This is a genomic window from Chelatococcus sp. CO-6 (assembly GCF_001271345.1).
In the GTDB taxonomy this organism is placed as follows: Bacteria; Pseudomonadota; Alphaproteobacteria; order Rhizobiales; family Beijerinckiaceae; genus Chelatococcus_A; species Chelatococcus_A caeni.
Map to the genome: position 1 here is coordinate 1,073,851 of NZ_CP012398.1, position 17,227 is coordinate 1,091,077.

A 17,227-nucleotide genomic window follows, 5' to 3' on the forward strand; every position below is an offset into this window, starting at 1 on the left:
CGAGTGCACCGTCAACCATGATCGAACTCGCCAGTCTCACTGCCGTCGGCTCCGGCCTCGTGCGGCCCGAATGCGTCATCGCCCACGCGAGCGGCCTCGTCTTCACGGCGGACTGGCACGGCGAAGGCGGCGTCGCGATCATCGGCGCGGACGGACATGTCAGCCGCATCACGGCGCGCGGCGCGCCGCGGACCATGCGCCCGAACGGCATCGCCCTCGAGGCGGGCGGCAGCTTCCTCCTCGCCGATCTCGGCGCGGAGGAAGGCGGCGTCTTCCGCCTCCAGCCGGACGGCGGCATCGAGCCCGTCGCGACGGAAATCGACGGGCGTCCCTTCCCCGCGACGAACTTCGTCTACCGCGATGCCGATGGCGGGCTCTGGGTGACGGTGAGCACCCGTCGCGTGCCGCGCGACCTCGGCTACCGGCCCGATGTCGATGATGGCTTCATCGTGCGCATCGATCGCCGGGGCGCGCGCATCGTCGCCGACCGGCTCGGCTACACCAACGAGTGCCACGTCTCTCCGGACGGGCGCTATCTCTACGTCAACGAGACCTTCACCCGCCACCTGTCGCGCTACGCGCTGCGTGCCGACGGCTCGCTCGCCGGCAAGGAAGTCGTGGCCACCTTCGGACCCGGCACCTTTCCCGACGGCCTCGCCTTCGATGCGGAAGGCGGCATCTGGATCACGTCGATCGTCAGCAACCGCCTCATCCGCGTCACCCCGGACGGCGGGCAGGAGGTGATGCTGGAGGATGCGGACGCGGGACACCTCGATGCCGTCGAACAGGCCTATGCCGCCGGCCGGCTCGGGCGCCCGCATCTCGACACGGTCCGCAGCAGGCTCCTGCGCAACATTTCGAGCCTCGCCTTCGGCGGGCCGGATCTCTCGACGGCCTGGCTGGGCTGCCTGCTCGGCGACAGCCTCTTCTCCTTCCGCAGTCCGGTCGCCGGCGCGCCGCCGGTGCACTGGTCCCATCCGCTCGGCCCGCTCGCCTCGCTTGCCGCGACCGGTCCCTACCCCGCAAACGGAGCATCCGCAGAATGAACCCCTCCTCCACCTTCCGCATCGCGGTCCTTCCCGGCGACGGCATCGGCGTCGAGGTCATGCAGCCGTGCATCGACGTCCTCGAGGCGGCCATGCGCCGGGTCGGCAATGTCGCGCTCGATTACGAATGGCTGGAGGCGGGCGCCAACACCTATCGCGAGACCGGCAACGCCCTGCCGAAGGCGACCTTCGACGCCTGCGCGAAGGCCGATGCCATCCTCCTCGGCGCCATGGGGATGCCGCACATCCGCTATCCCGACGGCACCGAGATCGCCCCGCAGCTCGACCTGCGCTTCGACCTCGGCCTTTATGCCGGCGTGCGGCCGATCCGCACGATCCCCGGCGTGCCGAGCCTGCTCGCCAGCCCCCGGGCCGAGGCCATCGACTTCGTCATCATCCGCGAATCGACGGAAGGCCTCTTCGCCTCGCGCGGCAAGGGCGTCGTCACGGACGACCGGGAGGCGCGCGACACGATGGTGATCACGCGCCCGGTCTGCGAGCGCCTGTTCGACTTCTCGTTCCGCCTCGCCGAGGACCGGCGCGGCAGCGGCACCGGCAAGGGCCGGGTGACCTGCGTCGACAAGGCCAATGTCTTTGCCTCCTTCGCCTTCTTCCGCAAGATCTTCGACGAGCGCGCCGGGCGCTTCCCCGATCTTGCGGCCGACCACGTCTATATCGACGCCATGGCGCTCTCGCTGGTGCTGAAGCCCTGGGAGTTCGACGTCATGGTGACGGAGAACATGTTCGGCGACATCCTGTCGGACCTCGGGGCCGGCCTCATCGGCGGCATGGGCTATGCCCCCTCCGCCGACATCGGCGACGAGCATGCCGTCTTCCAGCCCTGTCACGGCAGCGCGCCGGATATCGCCGGTGAGGGCAAGGCCAATCCGACGGCGATGTTCCAGTCGGCGGCGATGATGCTGGACTGGCTGGGCGAGCGCCACGCGGCTCCGAGCGCGCGGGCGGCGGCGCGGCTCATCACCGATGCGATCGACGCGGCCTTCGCCGACGGGCGCCTGCGCACCTGCGAGTTCGGCGGCGATGCCGATACCGCCGCGGTGACCCGCGCCATCCTCGCCGCCATCGATGACGACACCGCCCGCGTGGCGGCCGGCGGACGGGCCTGAGCCATGGCAAGGCTGCGCGTGGCCACCATCGGCGCCGGATATTTCAGCCAGTTCCACCACGACGCCTGGGCGCGGATGGACGACGTCGAGATCGTCGCCATCTGCGACCGCGACATCGACAAGGCGGCGGCCTTCGCGCAGCGCTTCGCGATTAAGCGCGTCTATGCCGACGCCGCGCGGATGCTTGACGAGGTTGCGCCGGACCTCCTCGACATCATCGCGCCCCCCGCATCCCATCGCGAACTCGTTGGCCTCGCTGCCGAGCGGGGCATTCCCGCCATCTGCCAGAAGGCGTTCTGCCGCTCCCTGGCGGAGGCGGAGGAGACGGTCGCACTCGCGGAGGGCGCCGGCATCCCGCTGATCGTGCACGAGAATTTCCGCTTCGAGCCCTGGCACCTGAAGATCCGGGAACTCATCGATGCCGGCCTCGTGGGGCCGCTCTACCAGGCGAGCTTTCGCCTGCGCCCGGGCGACGGGCGGGGCGAGCGGGCCTATCTCGACCGCCAGCCCTATTTCCAGACCATGGAGCGCTTTCTCATCCACGAGACGGCGATCCACTTCATCGACACCTTCCGTTTCCTGTTCGGCGAGGTGGTGGGGGTCGATGCGCGGCTGAGGCGGGTCAATCCCGTGCTGCGCGGCGAGGACGCGGGCATCATCGTCTTCTCCCTCGCCAGTGGCGCCGCCGCCCTCTTCGACGGCAACCGTCTCTCGGACCACGCCGCCGACGACAGGCGCCTGACGATGGGCGAGATGCTCGTCGAGGGCGAGAACGGCACGCTGCGCCTCGATGGCTACGGCCGTCTCTTCTTCCGCCGTTTCGGGGAAAACGCCGAGGAGGAAATCGCCTATGAATGGGAACGGCGTGGATTTGCCGGCGACAGCGTCTACAAGCTGCAGCGCCACGTCGTCGACAATCTGCGCCATGGGCGGCCCGTGGTGAACACCGGCCGCGATTACCTCGTCAACCTGCGCATCGAGGAGGCGATCTACCGGTCGGCGGCACGGGACTGGGAACCGGTGTAGATAGAGTGCAGACGGAGGGCAGTGACGATCGTGCGGATGGAGAACCGAGACAGCGAAGAGCGCCTGTCGCTCACGGCGCGGGCCTATGGCGAGATCCGCCGGCGCATCCTCGACAACGAGATGCCGCCGGGCACCATGATGCTGGAGCAGGAGCTCGCGGCCATGCTCGCCATGAGCCGCACGCCCGTCCGCGAAGCGCTCATCCGGCTCGCCAACGAGGGCATGGTCGAGGTGCGCCCGCGCCACGGCATGCGCGTATTGCCGGTTTCGGCCGACGACATGGCCGAGATCTACCAGATCCTCACCGCGCTCGAATCGGACGCCGCCGCCGAGATCGCCCGCACGGGGCTGGGGCCGGAGGAACTCGCCGCCCTCAAGGGCGCCGTCCAGGAGATGGAGGACGCGCTGGCGGCCGACGACCTCAAGGCCTGGGCGCGGGCCGACGGCCATTTCCACACGCTGCTCATCGAGGCCTGCCGCAACAAGCGCCTGCGCGCGCTCGTCTACCAGTTCTGGGACCAGACCTACCGCGTGCGCATGCTGACCCTGACGCTGCGTCCGCGCCCAACGGATTCCAACAGGGACCACCAGGCCCTCGTCGATGCCATCGAGCGGCGCGACCCGGAAGCCGCCGCCCGCATCCACCGTGAGCACCGGCTGCGCGCCGGCGCCATGCTGGTCTCCCTCCTGCGCAACGGGCCGACCCAGCTCTGATGCAGCTGCCGGCCGCGATCACGTATCGCCGCCGGCGCCGGCGATGCCGGCAAGGCTCGCCGGCCGGGTGAAGCCTTGCCGGGTGCAGCGTTCGAGCAGCGCCCTGTCCGGTGCCGGGCCAGAACCGGGCGCGCCGTCGAGAGGGACCGCGCCCTCCACGAGATCCTGCGGCCCGCCGCGGATCGCATCGAACAGGGGGCTCTCGCGCGCCTGCCGTTCGAGGATGAGGAAGGACGGCAGGGCCGCCGCGACCTGCACGCTGATCCGGTCGAGCACCGGCCCGACCGGATTGTGGAGGCTCACCCCGACGCCCGAGGCCGCCGCCAGTTCGAGCATGGCAAGACCGGTGCGGATGCCCGTCCAGCGCAGGTCCGGCAGGATCGCATCGCAGGTGCCGCGCGCCAGAAAGTCCCGGGCCTCCGCCAGCGTCGCCAGATGCTCGCCGCCGGCGATGCGGATGCCGCGGTCATTGGCGAAATGGCGCAAGGCCCGCCCCGTTTCGGCGTCGAAGGTATCCTCCGCGAGCGGCTCCTCCAGCCAGTAGAGGCCCGCGTCACCGACCTCGCGCAGGATCGTGCGCGCCATCACCGGCGAAAGGCGGGCGTGACAATCGACAAGCAGCGCCACATCGGGACCGATCGCCTCGCGCACCGCGGCAATGCGGGCAAGGCCGGCGCTCAGGAGGCGCGTGCCCGCCTGATGGTCGACGCGGAACCAGTCGAGCCCGTCGAAGGGCGCGATCTTCACGGCCCTGTAGCCGTCCTGCGTCACCACCTCCCGGGCGCACGCGGCAAAGCCCTGCGGCGAGCGATCGGCAATGCCCCGGTTGATATTGGCGTAGACCGGAACCGACTGCCGTTCCGGCCCGCCGAGCAGGGCGGCGAGCGGCAGGCCCGCACGGCGCGCAAGCGCGTCGAGGAAGGCCTGCTCGACGGCACGCATCACCGTCAGCCGCGCCTGCGAGGCATGGGCACTGCGCAGGCCGGCGACGGCCTCGCCCGCTCCCGCGAAGGACCGGCCGGCGAGAAGCGTCCCGGCATGGCCGATCTCGGCGAGCACCGCCTCTTCCGCACCGGCGAGCGTCGCCTCGCCCCAGCCCGTCACCCCGTCGGCGAACCTGAGCTCCAGCAGGATCCAGACGGTTTTCGCCGACACTTGGACGGTGAAGGCCTCGACGGACGTGATGGGCAGGGGCCACCGGCCGCCTGCGCGAGACGTTTCCAAGGGCGCCTCCTCTGTGCTTCGCCCGAAGGGCGCTCGTCTCACGCCGTGTTGGCGGTCGGGCTCTCCTTGCGGACGAGGCCTTGGGCCTTGAGCTCCTCCCAGAAGGCGGGCGGAATGGGAAAGCGCATCATCGCGACATTGGTCTCGACCTCGGCGGGCGAACTGAAGCCTGCGGCGACACTCGCCACCATCGGATGACCGAGCGCGAATTGCAGCGCCGCCGCCGCCAACGGCACGCCGTGACGCTCGCAGACGTCCTCGATCTGCCGCGTCCGCTCCAGGATCGCAGGCGGCGCATCGGCATAGAAGAACTTCGCGCCCGGACGCGCACCGGTCGCGAGGATGCCGGAATTGAACGGCGCCGCCGAGACGATGGAAATTCCCTCGCGCTCGCAGAGCGGAAAGAGCTGGTCGAGCGGCGACTGGTCGAGCAGCGTGTAGCGGCCCGCCAGCATGAAGCAGTCGAAGCGGCCGGCTTCCGCGAAGCGCACGAGGATCTCGTTGTCGTTGACGCCGACGCCGATCGCCTTCACATGGCCGTTGTGGCGCAGCTCGTCGAGGGCGCGGTAGCCGCCGGCCATCACCTCGTCGAAGCGGCGGTCGACGGCATCGCCGTGCCAGCGCCGGTTGACGTCGTGGATGAACAGGATGTCGAAATCGACGAGGCCCGTGCGCTGCTGGCTATCCTCGATCGAGCGCATGACGCCGTCGTAGCTGTAATCGTAGACGACCTCGAAGGGCAGCGGGTCGACATACATGCTCTCGGGCGCGCGGCCACGCACCGGGCGGAGCAGCCGGCCGACCTTGGTCGACAGCACGCAATCGCCGCGGCGCTGACGCAGGGCGCGGCCGAGGCGATGCTCCGCGAGCCCGAGGCCGTAGAACGGCGCCACGTCGAAATAGCGCAGGCCCGCGTCATAGGCCGCCGCCACCGTCGCATCGGCCTCGGCATCCGAAAGCGCTCGGTAGACGCCGCCCAGCGGGGCGGCGCCGAAACCGAGCACCGAAACGGCAAGGTCGGTGCGGCCGAGCCGGCGCGTCGGGACATCCTCCGTCATCTCAGGCGTCCTTGCTGGCGCGAACGGTGATACCCGCCTGCTCCTCGCGCAGGTGCAGCACCGAGGTGACGTCGAAATCGGCGAAGCCCGTCGTCTTGGCCTCGACCAGCACCGCATGGGCGGCATCGCCGACCGGCGTGTCGACGCCGAGCGCCCTCGCCATGCCGATGGCGAGCCGCTGGTCCTTCTCCCCGAGCTTGACCATGAAGCCGGGCGAGAAGTCACCGGCGAGGCCCTTCTTCGGCAGGGCGATGGCGAGCTGGTTGTTCCACGCCATCGTCGTGCGCATGACCTCGGTCATGAGTTCGAGCGACAGGCCGGCCTTGGCGCCCATGACGAGGGCCTCGCTCGTTGCCGACAAGATGGTGGCGGCGAGGAAGTTGTTGGTGAGCTTCAGCGCCTCGCCCATGCCGAGCCCGCCACAATAGAAGAAGTCGCTGCCCATGCAGGCGAGGATCGGGCGCACCCGCTCGACGACGGCGGAATCGCCGCCCACCATCAGCGTCAGCGTGCCGGCGATGGCGTGATCCTGCGTCTTGCCGACGGGGCTGTCGACCATGGCGATGCCCTTTTCGGCAAGCGCCTGGCCGACACGCCGCGTCACGGCGGGATCGATGGTGCTCATGTCGACGAGCACGGCGCCCGGGCGCATGGCGTGGGCGAGCCCGCCCTCGCCCAGCACCGCCCGCTCGACGTCCGGCCCGTCGGGCAGCATGGTGATGACGACATCGGCCCCGTCGGCGAGGTCGGCGAGCGAGGCCGCGGCCTCGCCGCCGGCCGCGACATGCGCCTCGATGGCGTTGCGGTTCAGGTCGAAGCCCTTCACGCGATAGCCCTTGCGCAGGATGTTGCGCGCCATGGGGCCACCCATGGTGCCGAGCCCCAGAAACCCGATCCTGTCCATCGATTCCATCCTTGTTCGATCCGGCAACGGATCAGTTCTTCGTCTGCCAGCGGTCCTGCTGCCATGTCGGCAATCCGCGCAGATCGCCGGCGTCGGAGGCCGTGAAGGCGCTCTCGTCGGGCTTGCTGCCCGAGAGTTCGTAGGCCTCGCGCAGGAGCGGCGCGGCCTTGGCGACATTGTCGTGCACGAGCTGCCACTCGAGCGGGGCCGGGATCAGCCCGCCCGCCACCATGAATTTCGAGGTCTCGACGATGGCGCTGACGTCACCCTGCGTCGGCCACACCCAGCCGCGGCGGAAGAGCACCTCGTCCTCCACGACCTTGGCCCCGAGATCCGACGGCAGGCCCCAGTATTTTTCGACGCTGTCGGAAATGGCGGCGGGCGACATGCCCTTCAGCGCATCGACGGCTTCCTGCTGGGCGGCGACGAAGGCCGTGATCAGTTTCGGGTGCTTGTCGAGGAGTTCATCCCGCGTCATCCAGAAGGAGCGGTGCAGATAATAGCCGTCCGGGTAGAAGGCGGACTTCTTGACCGACGGCAGCAGGTGCCCCGCCCCCTCGCCTTCCGGGCCCTTGTAGTGGTCTTCCGTGTAGCCGAAGGAATTGACGATGCCGACGGTGCCGACCTCCTTCTGCGCCTTGAGGAAGGCGGGATAGATCAGCACGGCCGCATCCATGCCGCGCGGGATGGTCGCCGCCTGCGCCTGGGTCGGCGTGTTGATCATCTTGATGTCGAAGTCGCGCGGATTGCCCGAGCCGAGCTCGTTGAGGAGGATCTGAGAAAAGGCGTTGTAGGGGTCGCCGCCCAGCAGCGCGCCGACGGTCTTGCCCTTGAGATCCGCGATATTGCGGATCTCGGACCCCTTCCGCGTCGCGACGACGAAGCGGAAGTGCCCCTCGCCGACATTGACCACCGTCCACGGCTGCTTGGCGGCGAGACCGCGGATGATGGGCGTGTTGCCCCACATGCCGAGGTCGAGATTGTTGCTGACGAAGGCCTCCACCATCGGCTGCGCGGAGGGATAGTCGCGCCAGTCGACCGTCAGGTCGTAGCCGGCCTCCTTCGCCTTCTTCTCGAAGACCTTGTTGTTGAGCATGTATTGCGTGACGGGCGAATTGCCGGCCGCCCAGGGCTGACGCCCCACGGAGACGCTCACGGCCTGCGCCCGCGCGATGCGCGGCGCGGCCATGACCGCGATGCCGGCCGCTCCGGCCGTTGCGAGGAAACGGCGACGCGTTGGCTTGCTGGTATCCCTCATGTCAGTCCTCCCTTGGCCCGCTTTGCTGCGGGCTCCCCTCAGCGCCTGTCGATGGTGGCTTCGTAGGCCTCGCGGCGGATGAGCTGCCAGATCTCGTCGGCGAGCGTCTGGAATTCGCTGGTGGCGCGCAGGCTTTCGCGCCGTGGCCGCGGCAGATCGATGTCCATCACCGTCTTGATGCGGCCGGGGTGGTTGCTCATCACGGCGACCCGATCGGCGAGAAACACTGCCTCGTCGATGCCGTGCGTGATGAAGATCACGGTCTTGCGCTCCGCACGCGGCAGGTCTTCGCCCCAGATGCGCAGAAGCTCCTCCTGCAGGATGAGCCGCGTCTGCGCATCGAGCGCCGCGAAGGGCTCGTCCATGAGCAGGACTTCGGGCTCGTTGGCGAGGGCGCGCGCGAAGGCGCAGCGCTGGCGCATGCCGCCGGAGAGCTCGTGCGGATATTTGTGCTCGGCCCCCGTGAGCGAGACGAGGTCGATGTAATGGCGCACCAGCTTGTCGCGCTCGGCGGCGCTAAGCCGCGCATCCGAGCGGAAACGCGGACCGAATTCGATGTTCTCGCGCACCGTCTTCCAGGGAAAGAGCGCATAGTCCTGAAAGACGACGCCGCGCTCGGACCCCGGGGCGCGGACCGGCGCGCCGTCCATGGCGACGGTGCCGGCGGACGGCTCGGCGAGCCCGGCGATCATGTTGAGGATCGTGCTCTTGCCGCAGCCGGACGGGCCGACGATGCAGAGGAACTCGCCCTGGACGATGTCGAGCGAGACATCCGCGATCGCAAGCGTGCGCTGGCCCGTACGCGGGACGATGTATTCCTTGCTGATGCCGTCGAGACGGATCTTCGGCGCGGCTTGATCTAGCGCTTCCATGGGATCATCCAGTATTCGAGGGCGCGCACGCCGCGGTCGATGAGAAGGGCGACGACGCCGACGCCGATCATGCAGACGATGATGCCGGAGAGATCGACGCTGTAGGCGTAGAAGACGAACATCATCTGCCCGATGCCGCCGGAGGCGCCGCCGCCGGCCTTCGCCCCTACGGCAAGCTCCGCGGCGATGATCGATGTCCAGGCGACGCCGAGCGCGAGACGCGCGCCGACGAAGAGATTGGGCAGGGCGCCGGGCAGGACAACCGTGCGCAGGATGGTCAGGCGGCCGACGCCGAGGGTACGCGCGGCGCGGATGAGGCCGGGGTCGATGCTGCGCACGCCGTGGATCGTGTTGACGATCATCGGGAAGAACGCCGCATAGCCGACGATGAAGGCGGCCGCCGGCGTGCCCGTGCCGAACCACAGGATGGCCAGCGGCAACAGGGCGATGGGCGCGATCGGCCGGAAGCTCTCGACGATCGGATCGAGGTTGCGGCCGACCGGGCGATAGACCGCCATGGCGGTGCCGAGGACGAGCGCGAGCGCGGCGGATGTCGTGAAGCCGAGCATGACGCGCTGCAGGCTCTGCAGCAGGGCGAGCGGCAGTTCGCCGCTGGCAATGAGCGTCCAGCCCGTGGCGACGACATCGGCCGGCACCGGCATGCGGTCGGCGGGCGCCGCCTGCATCGCCGCGAGCTGCCACAGCGCGAGCAGCAGGGCCGGCAGGACGAAGGGGCGCAGGCGAAGGGCGAGATTCACAATGCGCCTCCCTGCGTCTGGGCCCAGGGGGTGAGCACGCGTTGCAGCCAGCGCAGCAGCCGGTCGAAGAGATAGCCGAGCAGGCCGATGAGGAAGACGAAGGCGAGCACGCTCGGCGTCATCAGCAGCTCGCGATACCACTCGACGGCAAAGCCCAGGCCGGAGGGCGCGCCGATGAGCTCGGCCGCGACCATGGCCATCCAGCCGGCGCCGGCCCCGAGCCGCGCTCCAACGAGGATGTTGGGCAGCGCCGCCGGCCAGATCACGTGCCGGACGATGTGTGCCCGGCCGACGCCGAGCACGCGCGCGGCCTGTACCAGCCCCGGATTGACCGAGCGCACGCCGACAACGGTGTTGATCACGATCGGAAAGAAGGCGCCGTAGAACATGATGGCCGTCGGCAGCGCCTCGCCGACACCGAGGATGAACATGCCGAGCGGGATCCAGGCGATGCCGGAGATCGGCCGCAAAAGCTCGATCAGGGGATCGACCATGGCGAAGACGTTGCGGCTCAGGCCCATGGCGAAGCCGAGCGGCACCCCGAGGAGGATCGCGAGGGCGAAGCTCGTGCCGAGCCGGGTCAGGCTCGCCACCACGTTGCTGAACACTTCGCCCTGCCGCGTCAGATCGACGAGCGCCTCGGCCGCCGCGATCGGCGAAGGCAGAAGGATGGGATTGCCGATCCACAGCGAGGCGAGATGCCAGATGACGAGGAAGACGGCCATCGCCCGCCCATAGACGAACAGGCCGCCGATCGACGCGTAGATGCGCGCGGCAAGGGGCGTCGGCCAGTATGGAGTGGCGCCGCCCGGCGCCACGGCGGCGCCATTCTCATCACGAGCCGTCAAGGGCTCCTCCCAGGATCGCTTTTCAGGATCATTTTTCTTGTCTATTGGGTAATGGTACCGGTACCATTCGACAGCGTCAAGCGACTGGGCTAGATGAAGCGCGCATGACCAAGATGTCCGATCCAACAGGCCGGGGCGCCAAGCGCGCGGGGATCCGCGACGTGGCGCGGCTCGCCGGCGTCGCGCCCATGACCGTGTCGCGCGCCCTCTCCTTCCCGCATCTGGTTTCGGCGGAAACCCGCGAGAAGGTCGCCGCCGCCATCGCCGCCACCGGCTATATTCCCAACCGGGTGGCGAGCAGCCTGTCGTCGAACCAGACCATGACGATCGGCGCGGTCATCCCGACGCTGCGCAACTCGATCGCCGCCGATTTCGCCGAGGGCTTCAACCAGGTGCTCCGCGCCCGCGGCTACCATCTCCTCCTCGGCAACAGCGAATTCGTGCCGGAGGACGAGGAGGCCATCGTCGTCGAGTTCCTGTCGCGACGCGTCGACGGCATCTACCTGACCGGTTCCACCCATACCGAGCGCACGCGCAAGCTGCTGCGCGACAACGCCGTGCCGACCGTCGAGATCGCGAGCCTGCCGGAGGATCCGATCGACCTGGCGGTCGGCTTCTCGAACTTCGGCGCCGCCTATGCGGTCACGAAGATGTTCGCCGAACAGGGCTATCGGAAGGTCGCCCTGTTCACGACCTTCACCAAGGACAACGAACGGCAGGTGGAACGCCAGGCGGGCTATCACGCCGCCGTGCATGAATTCGGCCTCGACGACGATCCGGAAGGGCTCGTCGCCGAGCTCGAGATGGATCTGAAGGCCGCGGCGCGGCAGCTGCGGCTTCTGCTCGAGCGGCGCCCGGATGTCGAGGCGCTGTTCTGCACGGGCGACTTCATCGCGGCCGGCGCGCTGTTCGAGGCGCAGCGGCTCGGCCTCACCGTGCCGCAGGATCTCGCCATCGCCGGCTTCGAGGGCCTGGAGATCGCGGAGAATCTCAATCCCTCGCTCACGACCGTGCGCATCCCCCGCTACGAGATCGGCCGCAAGGCCGGCGAGATGCTGCTCGACCGCATCGCCCGCCGGCCGGTCGAGACGCCGGTGGTCGACCTCGGCTTCGAGATCATCAGGCGGGAATCGACCGCGGCCACGGCAGGCCAGCCGAAGGTCCGCGCCGAGGCGGGTGAGCGGCCGGCCGGCACAGGCGGGTGAGGGAGGAGCGGTCCATGGGATACGCGATCCGGGCGGTCTCCGAGCCGGTCGATATTCTCGGCGAATCCCCCGTCTGGAACGCGCGCGAGGCGGCGCTCTACTGGGTCGATATCCGCGCGCCCGCGCTCAGGCGGCTGAACCGCGGCGGAACGGTCGAGACCTGGCCCATGCCCGATCTCGTCGGCGCCGTCGTCCTGCGTGTGGACGGCCGTCTCCTCCTCGGCCTGCGCACGGGGCTCCATACCTTCGATCCCGCCGATGGGCGGCTCGTACCATGGCTGCCGATCGACGAGGGCCATGCGGAAAACCGCATCAACGACTCGCGCTGCGACAGGGCGGGCCGGCTGTGGTTCAGCACGATGTGGGACTTCGGCCGGCGGCGCACCGGCAGCCTCTACAGGCTCGACGGCGCCGTGATGCAGCTGGAATCGATCATCCGGGATCTCGCCGTGCCCAACGCCATCGCCTTCTCGCCCGCCGGCGACCGGGCCTATTTCGCCGACAGCGCCGACGGCGCGATCCACTGCCTCGCCCTCGATCCGCGAACCGGCGCCCTCGGCCCGCCTCAAGTCTTCGTGCCGGCCGGCGTGGTGCCGGGCAAGCCGGACGGCGCGACGGTCGATGCCGAGGGCTTCCTCTGGAACGCCCGCTTCGGGGCCGGCATCGTGGCGCGCTTTTCGCCCGACGGCCGGCTCGAGCGCGTGGTGCCGCTGCCGGTGTCCAACCCGACCTCGTGCAGCTTCGGCGGGCCTGATCACGCGACGCTCTTCGTGACCACCGCCACGCAAGGGCTGGACGACGCGCAACGCCGGGCGCAACCGCTCGCCGGCGCGGTCCTTGCCTTCGAGCCGGGCATAGGCGGGCTCGCGGAGCCGGCTTTCGCCGGATGAGGCGGCGCGGAACAGGCGCAACGACAAGACAACGGGAGGCTGCCATGCAGGAAGGGGCGACGGGACCGGGGCCGGCGGGCGGCAAGACGGGCGGCGCGCGCCGCGACGATGCCAGCTTCCTCGGCTTTCCCCGGCCTAAAGGGCGTGCCGGGATCCGCAATGCGCTCCTCGTGCTCGGCATCAACGGGCTCGTGGCGCCCGCGGCGCGCCGCATCGCCCAGGCCCTTCCCGGCAGCAGGCTCGTGGCGACGCCCTATGGTCGCGGCCAGCTCGGCCCCGACAAGGAGGTGCACTTCGCCCAGCTCATCGGCCTCGGCGCCCATCCCAATATCGGCGCGACGCTCGTCGTGGGCGCGGACCGGCCGACGGCCGAGATGATCGCAGAGGCGATCGTGGCGCGGTCCGGAAAGCAGGTGGCGATCGTCACCCTCGATGACGTGCACGAGGACGCGCTCGCCCTGACCGAGCGCGGCATCCGGCTCGGCGGCACGCTGGCGCGGGCGATCTCGGCCGAGCGGCGCCAGCCGGTGGCGGTCAGCGACCTCTTCATCGGCATCGAATGCGGCCATTCCGATGCGACCTCCGGGCTCGTGAGCAATCCGCTCGCCGGCGCGGTGGCCGATCGCCTCGTCGATCGCGGCGGCACGGCCGTGGTCGGCGAAACGCTCGAATGGCTCGGGGCGGAACATGTCCTCGCCGGACGGGCAGCCGAGGCCTCGATCGGCGAAGCGATCGTCGAGGCGGTCGCCCGGCGCGAGAAGGCCGTCGCCGCGCTTGGGGTCGATCTCCTCTACAACAACCCCGGCTACGAGAACGTACGCGGCGGGCTCTCGTCCATCGAGGAGAAATCGCTGGGCGCGATCGCCAAGGCCGGCAGCCGGCCGATCCGCTCGGTCCTGCCCTTCGCCGCGCAACCGGCCGGTCCCGGCCTGCACGTCATGGACGGGCCGGGCTTCTCGCCGGAATCGCTCACGGGCTTCGCCGCGGCGGGTGCCCAGCTCATGCTGTTCACCACCGGCCCCGGCAACAGCTTCTGCAGCCTTGTCGCGCCGACGATCAAGATCAGCGCCCATCCCGATGCCACGAGGGCGCTGGCCGAACAGGTCGATTTCGATGCGAGCGCGGTCCTTCTCGCCCGCGCGACGGTCGACGATGCAGCCGACCAATTGTTCGATCGCCTCGTGGACGTGGCGTCGGGCACAGCCACATGGGGCGAGATCTTCGCCGAAGGCGAGGAATGCCTGTTCCGAAGCGGAGGCTCCTTCTGATGTCGGGATCCGAGAAGCCGGAAGCCGCCTGGGAGGCGATGGCCATCAACGCCGCCGACAACGTCGCCGTCGCCCTATGCGACATCGAGGGCGACGTGAATGTCCGTATCGGCGATGCCGTTCACGTCATGCGTGTCGCGGCGCCCATTGCGATGGGGCACAAGTTCGCCACGCGCGACCTCGCGGCCGGCGAGCCCGTCCTCAAATACGGGGAATGCATCGGCATCACGACCGCACCGGTCGCAGCCGGCGAACATGTGCACGTCCACAATCTCGAGAGCCGCCGCGCCCGACGCGAGGCCGGTTGAGGGGGGCGTCACCGTATCCCGGCGCCGCCCGTTACGATGCACAGGCCGGGTGTGACAGCACCGCTTGCGGCGGGATCCACGCGCCGCGTGTCAGGAGTTCCCGAACCTGGCTGCGGACCATGTCGGCCAGCGCCCGCGTCGCCGTGGTCGTCGGGCGCTGGGTGGAGGTGGCGAGGAGGAGCTGGCGCGTCAGCTGCGGCTCGACGATGCGCCAGAGCTTGATGCGCCCCGAGCGGACGAGCTGATGGCAGCTCGAATAGGACAGGATGGTGTAGCCGAAGCCCTGCTCCACGAGATTGAGCGTCGAGGGCATAGCCTCCACCTCGAGTTCGACATTCACCTTGATATGCGCCGCGCCGAGAATTTGGTCGACTAACAGACGCAGGCCGTGCGGCCGGCTCGGCATGATCATCGGCAGCGCCGACAGGCGCGAGGCAAGGACCGGCCCGGGCGGCAGCCGTTCCGGATCGGTGTCGGCGCCGAGCAGGAAGAGTTCGTCCTGCAGCAGCGGCTCGGAGATGAGGTTGCTGACGCCCGGCGCGTTGTAGAGCACGGCCACGTCGATCTTGCCCGTCATCAGCCATTCCAGCACATGGCCGCTGAAGCCCTCCATCACGCGCATGGCGATGAGCGGGAAATCACGCCGGAAGCTGCGGACCAGCGGCACGGTGAGCACCGAGCCGACCGATGGCGGCATGCCGATGATGATCTGCCCCTTGGGGCTCGTGCGCAGGGCCGCGATGTCGCCTTCGGCCCGGGCCATGGTGTCGAAGATGCTGCGCGCATATTGCTCCAGGAGCTTGCCCGCCTCCGTCAGCACGATGCCGCGGCCGTTGCGATAGAGCAGTTCCACGCCGAGCTCCTGCTCGAGTGATTTGATCTGCCGGCTCAGGACGGGCTGTGCCACCGAAAGTATCGCCGCTGCCCGCGAAAAGCTCCCGGACTCCGCAACACCGGCGAACATCTTCAGCTGCCTGATATCCATCCCTGCAACTCTTTCTTGTCCAGCCGTTGTGCCCGGCGTTGTCCAGCAATAGCACAAAGTTGTCATAACAGTTAGCGCAAGCCCGACAGCGACTTGCAGGCATTCGTCTGCCACCATCCGGCCCCGGGCAAGGCGCACCATGCGCTTCGACAAAAGGGAGAATGACGATGGAGGAAGCACTGGAACGTCGCACGGCGCTGCTCACCGGCGCGGCCGGCGGCATGGGCAAGGCCATCGCGCGGGCCCTCGTGGCGAGCGGCCGGCAGGTCGTCCTGGTGGACCGCGCGCCGGAGCCGCTGCACGCACTCCAGGCGGAACTCGGCCGGGCGGCCCATGCCGTCGTGCTCGACGTCAGCGACGGCGCCGCCGTCGCCGCTCTGCCCTCCGCCCTGCCTCCGGCATTCGGCCGCATCGACATCCTGATCAACAACGCCGGCCACGACATCGGCGGGCGTACCCGCTTCGACATCGGCTCGGCCGACGACTGGGCCGCCATCATCGAGACCAATCTCATCGGCCTCATGCGCATCAGCCGCGCCATCCTGCCTGACATGGTCACGCGCAACCGCGGCGACATCGTCAACATGAGCTCCATCAGCGCCCTGCGGCTGGTGCCCGACATGGCGGCCTACACGGCGAGCAAGACCGGAGTGCACGCCTTCACCGGCGTCCTGCGCGGCGAGCTCGCCGAGACGGGCATCCGCGTCACCGAGATCATGCCCGGCCTCACGCGCACCGGCATCATCGCCGCCCGCTATCGCGGCGACGAGGCGGCGGCCGAGCGCTATTTCGCCGAGTTCAAGATGGCCCTCGCGCCAGAGGACGTGGCGCGCTGCATCCTTTTCGCGCTCGATCAGCCACCCGAGGTGCAGATCGCCGAGATCGTCGTGCTGCCGGTCAACCGGTGGTGATCACGATCCGTCGCGCCGCTTGGGCTCGAGGTCGAGCCGGGCGGCGATGCCTTCGAGGCCGGGCGCGGCGGCCGGATAGAGCGCGAGCACCAGCGGATCGTGCCCGGGCACGATATGATCCCTCGACGTCGCCAGCCTCTCGACCGTGTCATAGCCCTCCAGCACGCCTTCGAGGCTGTGCACCGTCGGGAAGACGCGTCGCTCGTCGAGATGGCGGTAGAAATGGGCGGCATCCGAGGCGATCACCACATGGCCGCGCCGCGTCCTGACGCGCACGCATTGCAGGCCCTTCGAGTGGCCGCCGATGTGGTGCAGGGTGATGCCGGGCACGATCTCCGACGTGCCGTCGTGGAAGCGCACCTTGTCCGCATAGACGCGCCGGACCATGCCCACGACGTCCTCGACCTCGAAACTGTGGCGCAGCACGTGGTGGCACATGCAACGCCCGGTGACGAACTGCATCTCGCAGTCCTGCACGTGAAAGCGGGCGCGGGGGAAAAGGTCGTTGTTGCCGGCATGGTCGTAGTGCATGTGCGTGATGATGACATCCTCGACCGTGCCGGGATCGACGCCGACGGCCCGCAGGCCCTCGGCCACGGGCAGCACGAACTCGCGCCCGCGCCGGCCGCCGGATTCGGCATTGAACCCCGTGTCCACGACGAAGGTCCGCTTCTCGCCGACGATCGCCCAGACGAAGTAGTCGAGCGGCATGTCGACGTCGTGCGCATCGCCGCCGATGAAGTTCTCCGGCGACCGTCGGGCGCTGTGGCCGTAGCGGACCGCATAGACCTCGTAGATGTCGTCGCCCATGGCCTCCCTTTCCCG

Annotated in this window: 18 protein-coding genes; 9 read left to right on the top strand and 9 right to left on the bottom strand. The window is 69.1% G+C overall.

The genetic code is table 11. From position 1 onward, the window contains the following. Window positions 1–17 precede the first annotated feature (17 nt). From AL346_RS05085 to AL346_RS05100, 4 genes are read left to right on the top strand one after another with little or no spacing between them, the layout of a single operon-like run. Complete coding sequence (locus tag AL346_RS05085) at window positions 18–1,046, top strand: SMP-30/gluconolactonase/LRE family protein (RefSeq protein WP_019403394.1); 1,029 nt, start codon at window positions 18–20, stop codon at window positions 1,044–1,046. Continuing rightward, window positions 1,043–2,173, top strand: coding sequence for an isocitrate/isopropylmalate dehydrogenase family protein (locus tag AL346_RS05090; protein WP_019403393.1), 1,131 nt, complete (start codon window positions 1,043–1,045; stop codon window positions 2,171–2,173). The genes AL346_RS05085 and AL346_RS05090 overlap by 4 nt, the downstream gene beginning before the upstream one ends. 3 nt (window positions 2,174–2,176) lie before the next feature. Beyond that, window positions 2,177–3,199, top strand: coding sequence for a Gfo/Idh/MocA family protein (locus tag AL346_RS05095; protein WP_019403392.1), 1,023 nt, complete (start codon window positions 2,177–2,179; stop codon window positions 3,197–3,199). Window positions 3,200–3,235: 36 nt separating this feature from the next. Next, window positions 3,236–3,913 (top strand): GntR family transcriptional regulator, encoded by a 678-nt coding sequence (locus tag AL346_RS05100; RefSeq protein ID WP_019403391.1) that lies wholly within the window; start codon window positions 3,236–3,238, stop codon window positions 3,911–3,913. A gap of 18 nt (window positions 3,914–3,931) precedes the next feature. On the opposite strand, the gene AL346_RS05105 is transcribed toward AL346_RS05100, so the two are convergent. Genes AL346_RS05105 through AL346_RS05135 form a run of 7 tightly spaced genes read right to left on the bottom strand, consistent with a single transcriptional unit; the run spans window position 3,932 to window position 10,835 of the window. Beyond that, on the bottom strand, window positions 3,932–5,137 hold the full coding sequence (locus tag AL346_RS05105) for a mandelate racemase/muconate lactonizing enzyme family protein (RefSeq protein ID WP_019403390.1): 1,206 nt from the start codon (window positions 5,135–5,137) through the stop codon (window positions 3,932–3,934). Between the two features lie 38 nt (window positions 5,138–5,175). Continuing rightward, complete coding sequence (locus AL346_RS05110; RefSeq protein ID WP_019403389.1) at window positions 5,176–6,195, bottom strand: aldo/keto reductase; 1,020 nt, start codon at window positions 6,193–6,195, stop codon at window positions 5,176–5,178. A gap of 1 nt (window position 6,196) precedes the next feature. Next, a complete protein-coding gene (locus AL346_RS05115; RefSeq protein ID WP_019403388.1) occupies window positions 6,197–7,099 on the bottom strand; it encodes an NAD(P)-dependent oxidoreductase in 903 nt (300 codons plus the stop codon). Window positions 7,100–7,130: 31 nt separating this feature from the next. Next, window positions 7,131–8,357 carry an ABC transporter substrate-binding protein gene (locus AL346_RS05120; RefSeq protein WP_019403387.1) on the bottom strand — a complete coding sequence of 409 codons (1,227 nt, stop codon included), beginning with the start codon at window positions 8,355–8,357 and terminating at the stop codon, window positions 7,131–7,133. Between the two features lie 38 nt (window positions 8,358–8,395). Further along, window positions 8,396–9,229 (bottom strand): ABC transporter ATP-binding protein, encoded by an 834-nt coding sequence (locus tag AL346_RS05125; protein ID WP_019403386.1) that lies wholly within the window; start codon window positions 9,227–9,229, stop codon window positions 8,396–8,398. Beyond that, window positions 9,217–9,987 carry an ABC transporter permease gene (locus tag AL346_RS05130; protein WP_019403385.1) on the bottom strand — a complete coding sequence of 257 codons (771 nt, stop codon included), beginning with the start codon at window positions 9,985–9,987 and terminating at the stop codon, window positions 9,217–9,219. Before AL346_RS05130 ends, AL346_RS05125 begins: the two co-directional genes overlap by 13 nt. After that, window positions 9,984–10,835: an ABC transporter permease gene (locus AL346_RS05135; protein WP_156332689.1), complete on the bottom strand. Its 852-nt coding sequence runs from the start codon at window positions 10,833–10,835 to the stop codon at window positions 9,984–9,986. Before AL346_RS05135 ends, AL346_RS05130 begins: the two co-directional genes overlap by 4 nt. Window positions 10,836–10,939: 104 nt before the next feature. Between AL346_RS05135 and AL346_RS05140 the strand changes: the two genes are divergently transcribed. The 4 genes from AL346_RS05140 to AL346_RS05155 are packed head-to-tail and all read left to right on the top strand — an operon-like array spanning window position 10,940 to window position 14,506. After that, complete coding sequence (locus AL346_RS05140) at window positions 10,940–12,040, top strand: LacI family DNA-binding transcriptional regulator (protein ID WP_019403383.1); 1,101 nt, start codon at window positions 10,940–10,942, stop codon at window positions 12,038–12,040. 14 nt (window positions 12,041–12,054) lie between these two features. Then, window positions 12,055–12,930, top strand: a complete 876-nt coding sequence (locus AL346_RS05145) for an SMP-30/gluconolactonase/LRE family protein (protein ID WP_019403382.1) — start codon at window positions 12,055–12,057, stop codon at window positions 12,928–12,930. 44 nt (window positions 12,931–12,974) lie between these two features. After that, entirely contained in the window at window positions 12,975–14,198 is a 1,224-nt protein-coding gene (locus AL346_RS05150; RefSeq protein WP_053193336.1) for a UxaA family hydrolase, read from the top strand. After that, complete coding sequence (locus tag AL346_RS05155; protein ID WP_019403380.1) at window positions 14,198–14,506, top strand: UxaA family hydrolase; 309 nt, start codon at window positions 14,198–14,200, stop codon at window positions 14,504–14,506. The genes AL346_RS05150 and AL346_RS05155 overlap by 1 nt, the downstream gene beginning before the upstream one ends. 31 nt (window positions 14,507–14,537) lie before the next feature. Here the strand turns inward: AL346_RS05155 and AL346_RS05160 are convergent, their stop codons facing one another. Beyond that, window positions 14,538–15,491 carry a LysR substrate-binding domain-containing protein gene (locus AL346_RS05160; protein ID WP_053193338.1) on the bottom strand — a complete coding sequence of 318 codons (954 nt, stop codon included), beginning with the start codon at window positions 15,489–15,491 and terminating at the stop codon, window positions 14,538–14,540. 167 nt (window positions 15,492–15,658) lie between these two features. On the opposite strand from AL346_RS05160, the gene AL346_RS05165 reads away from it, so the two are divergent. Beyond that, window positions 15,659–16,402 (top strand): SDR family oxidoreductase, encoded by a 744-nt coding sequence (locus AL346_RS05165; protein ID WP_019403378.1) that lies wholly within the window; start codon window positions 15,659–15,661, stop codon window positions 16,400–16,402. On the opposite strand, the gene AL346_RS05170 is transcribed toward AL346_RS05165, so the two are convergent. Continuing rightward, entirely contained in the window at window positions 16,403–17,212 is an 810-nt protein-coding gene (locus AL346_RS05170) for an N-acyl homoserine lactonase family protein (RefSeq protein WP_019403377.1), read from the bottom strand. It abuts the gene before it with no gap. Between the last annotated feature and the right edge of the window lie 15 nt (window positions 17,213–17,227).

What these genes read in the sequence shown, in the direction of transcription:
- AL346_RS05085 (WP_019403394.1), top strand. Translation starts at nt 18, where the DNA reads ATGATCGAACTCGCCAGTCTCACTGCCGTCGGCTCCGGCCTCGTGCGG.
- AL346_RS05090 (WP_019403393.1), top strand. Translation starts at nt 1,043, where the DNA reads ATGAACCCCTCCTCCACCTTCCGCATCGCGGTCCTTCCCGGCGACGGC.
- AL346_RS05095 (WP_019403392.1), top strand. Translation starts at nt 2,177, where the DNA reads ATGGCAAGGCTGCGCGTGGCCACCATCGGCGCCGGATATTTCAGCCAG.
- AL346_RS05100 (WP_019403391.1), top strand. Translation starts at nt 3,236, where the DNA reads ATGGAGAACCGAGACAGCGAAGAGCGCCTGTCGCTCACGGCGCGGGCC.
- AL346_RS05110 (WP_019403389.1), bottom strand. Translation starts at nt 6,195, where the DNA reads ATGACGGAGGATGTCCCGACGCGCCGGCTCGGCCGCACCGACCTTGCC.
- AL346_RS05115 (WP_019403388.1), bottom strand. Translation starts at nt 7,099, where the DNA reads ATGGACAGGATCGGGTTTCTGGGGCTCGGCACCATGGGTGGCCCCATG.
- AL346_RS05120 (WP_019403387.1), bottom strand. Translation starts at nt 8,357, where the DNA reads ATGAGGGATACCAGCAAGCCAACGCGTCGCCGTTTCCTCGCAACGGCC.
- AL346_RS05125 (WP_019403386.1), bottom strand. Translation starts at nt 9,229, where the DNA reads ATGGAAGCGCTAGATCAAGCCGCGCCGAAGATCCGTCTCGACGGCATC.
- AL346_RS05140 (WP_019403383.1), top strand. Translation starts at nt 10,940, where the DNA reads ATGACCAAGATGTCCGATCCAACAGGCCGGGGCGCCAAGCGCGCGGGG.
- AL346_RS05145 (WP_019403382.1), top strand. Translation starts at nt 12,055, where the DNA reads ATGGGATACGCGATCCGGGCGGTCTCCGAGCCGGTCGATATTCTCGGC.
- AL346_RS05150 (WP_053193336.1), top strand. Translation starts at nt 12,975, where the DNA reads ATGCAGGAAGGGGCGACGGGACCGGGGCCGGCGGGCGGCAAGACGGGC.
- AL346_RS05155 (WP_019403380.1), top strand. Translation starts at nt 14,198, where the DNA reads ATGTCGGGATCCGAGAAGCCGGAAGCCGCCTGGGAGGCGATGGCCATC.
- AL346_RS05160 (WP_053193338.1), bottom strand. Translation starts at nt 15,491, where the DNA reads ATGGATATCAGGCAGCTGAAGATGTTCGCCGGTGTTGCGGAGTCCGGG.
- AL346_RS05165 (WP_019403378.1), top strand. Translation starts at nt 15,659, where the DNA reads ATGGAGGAAGCACTGGAACGTCGCACGGCGCTGCTCACCGGCGCGGCC.
- AL346_RS05170 (WP_019403377.1), bottom strand. Translation starts at nt 17,212, where the DNA reads ATGGGCGACGACATCTACGAGGTCTATGCGGTCCGCTACGGCCACAGC.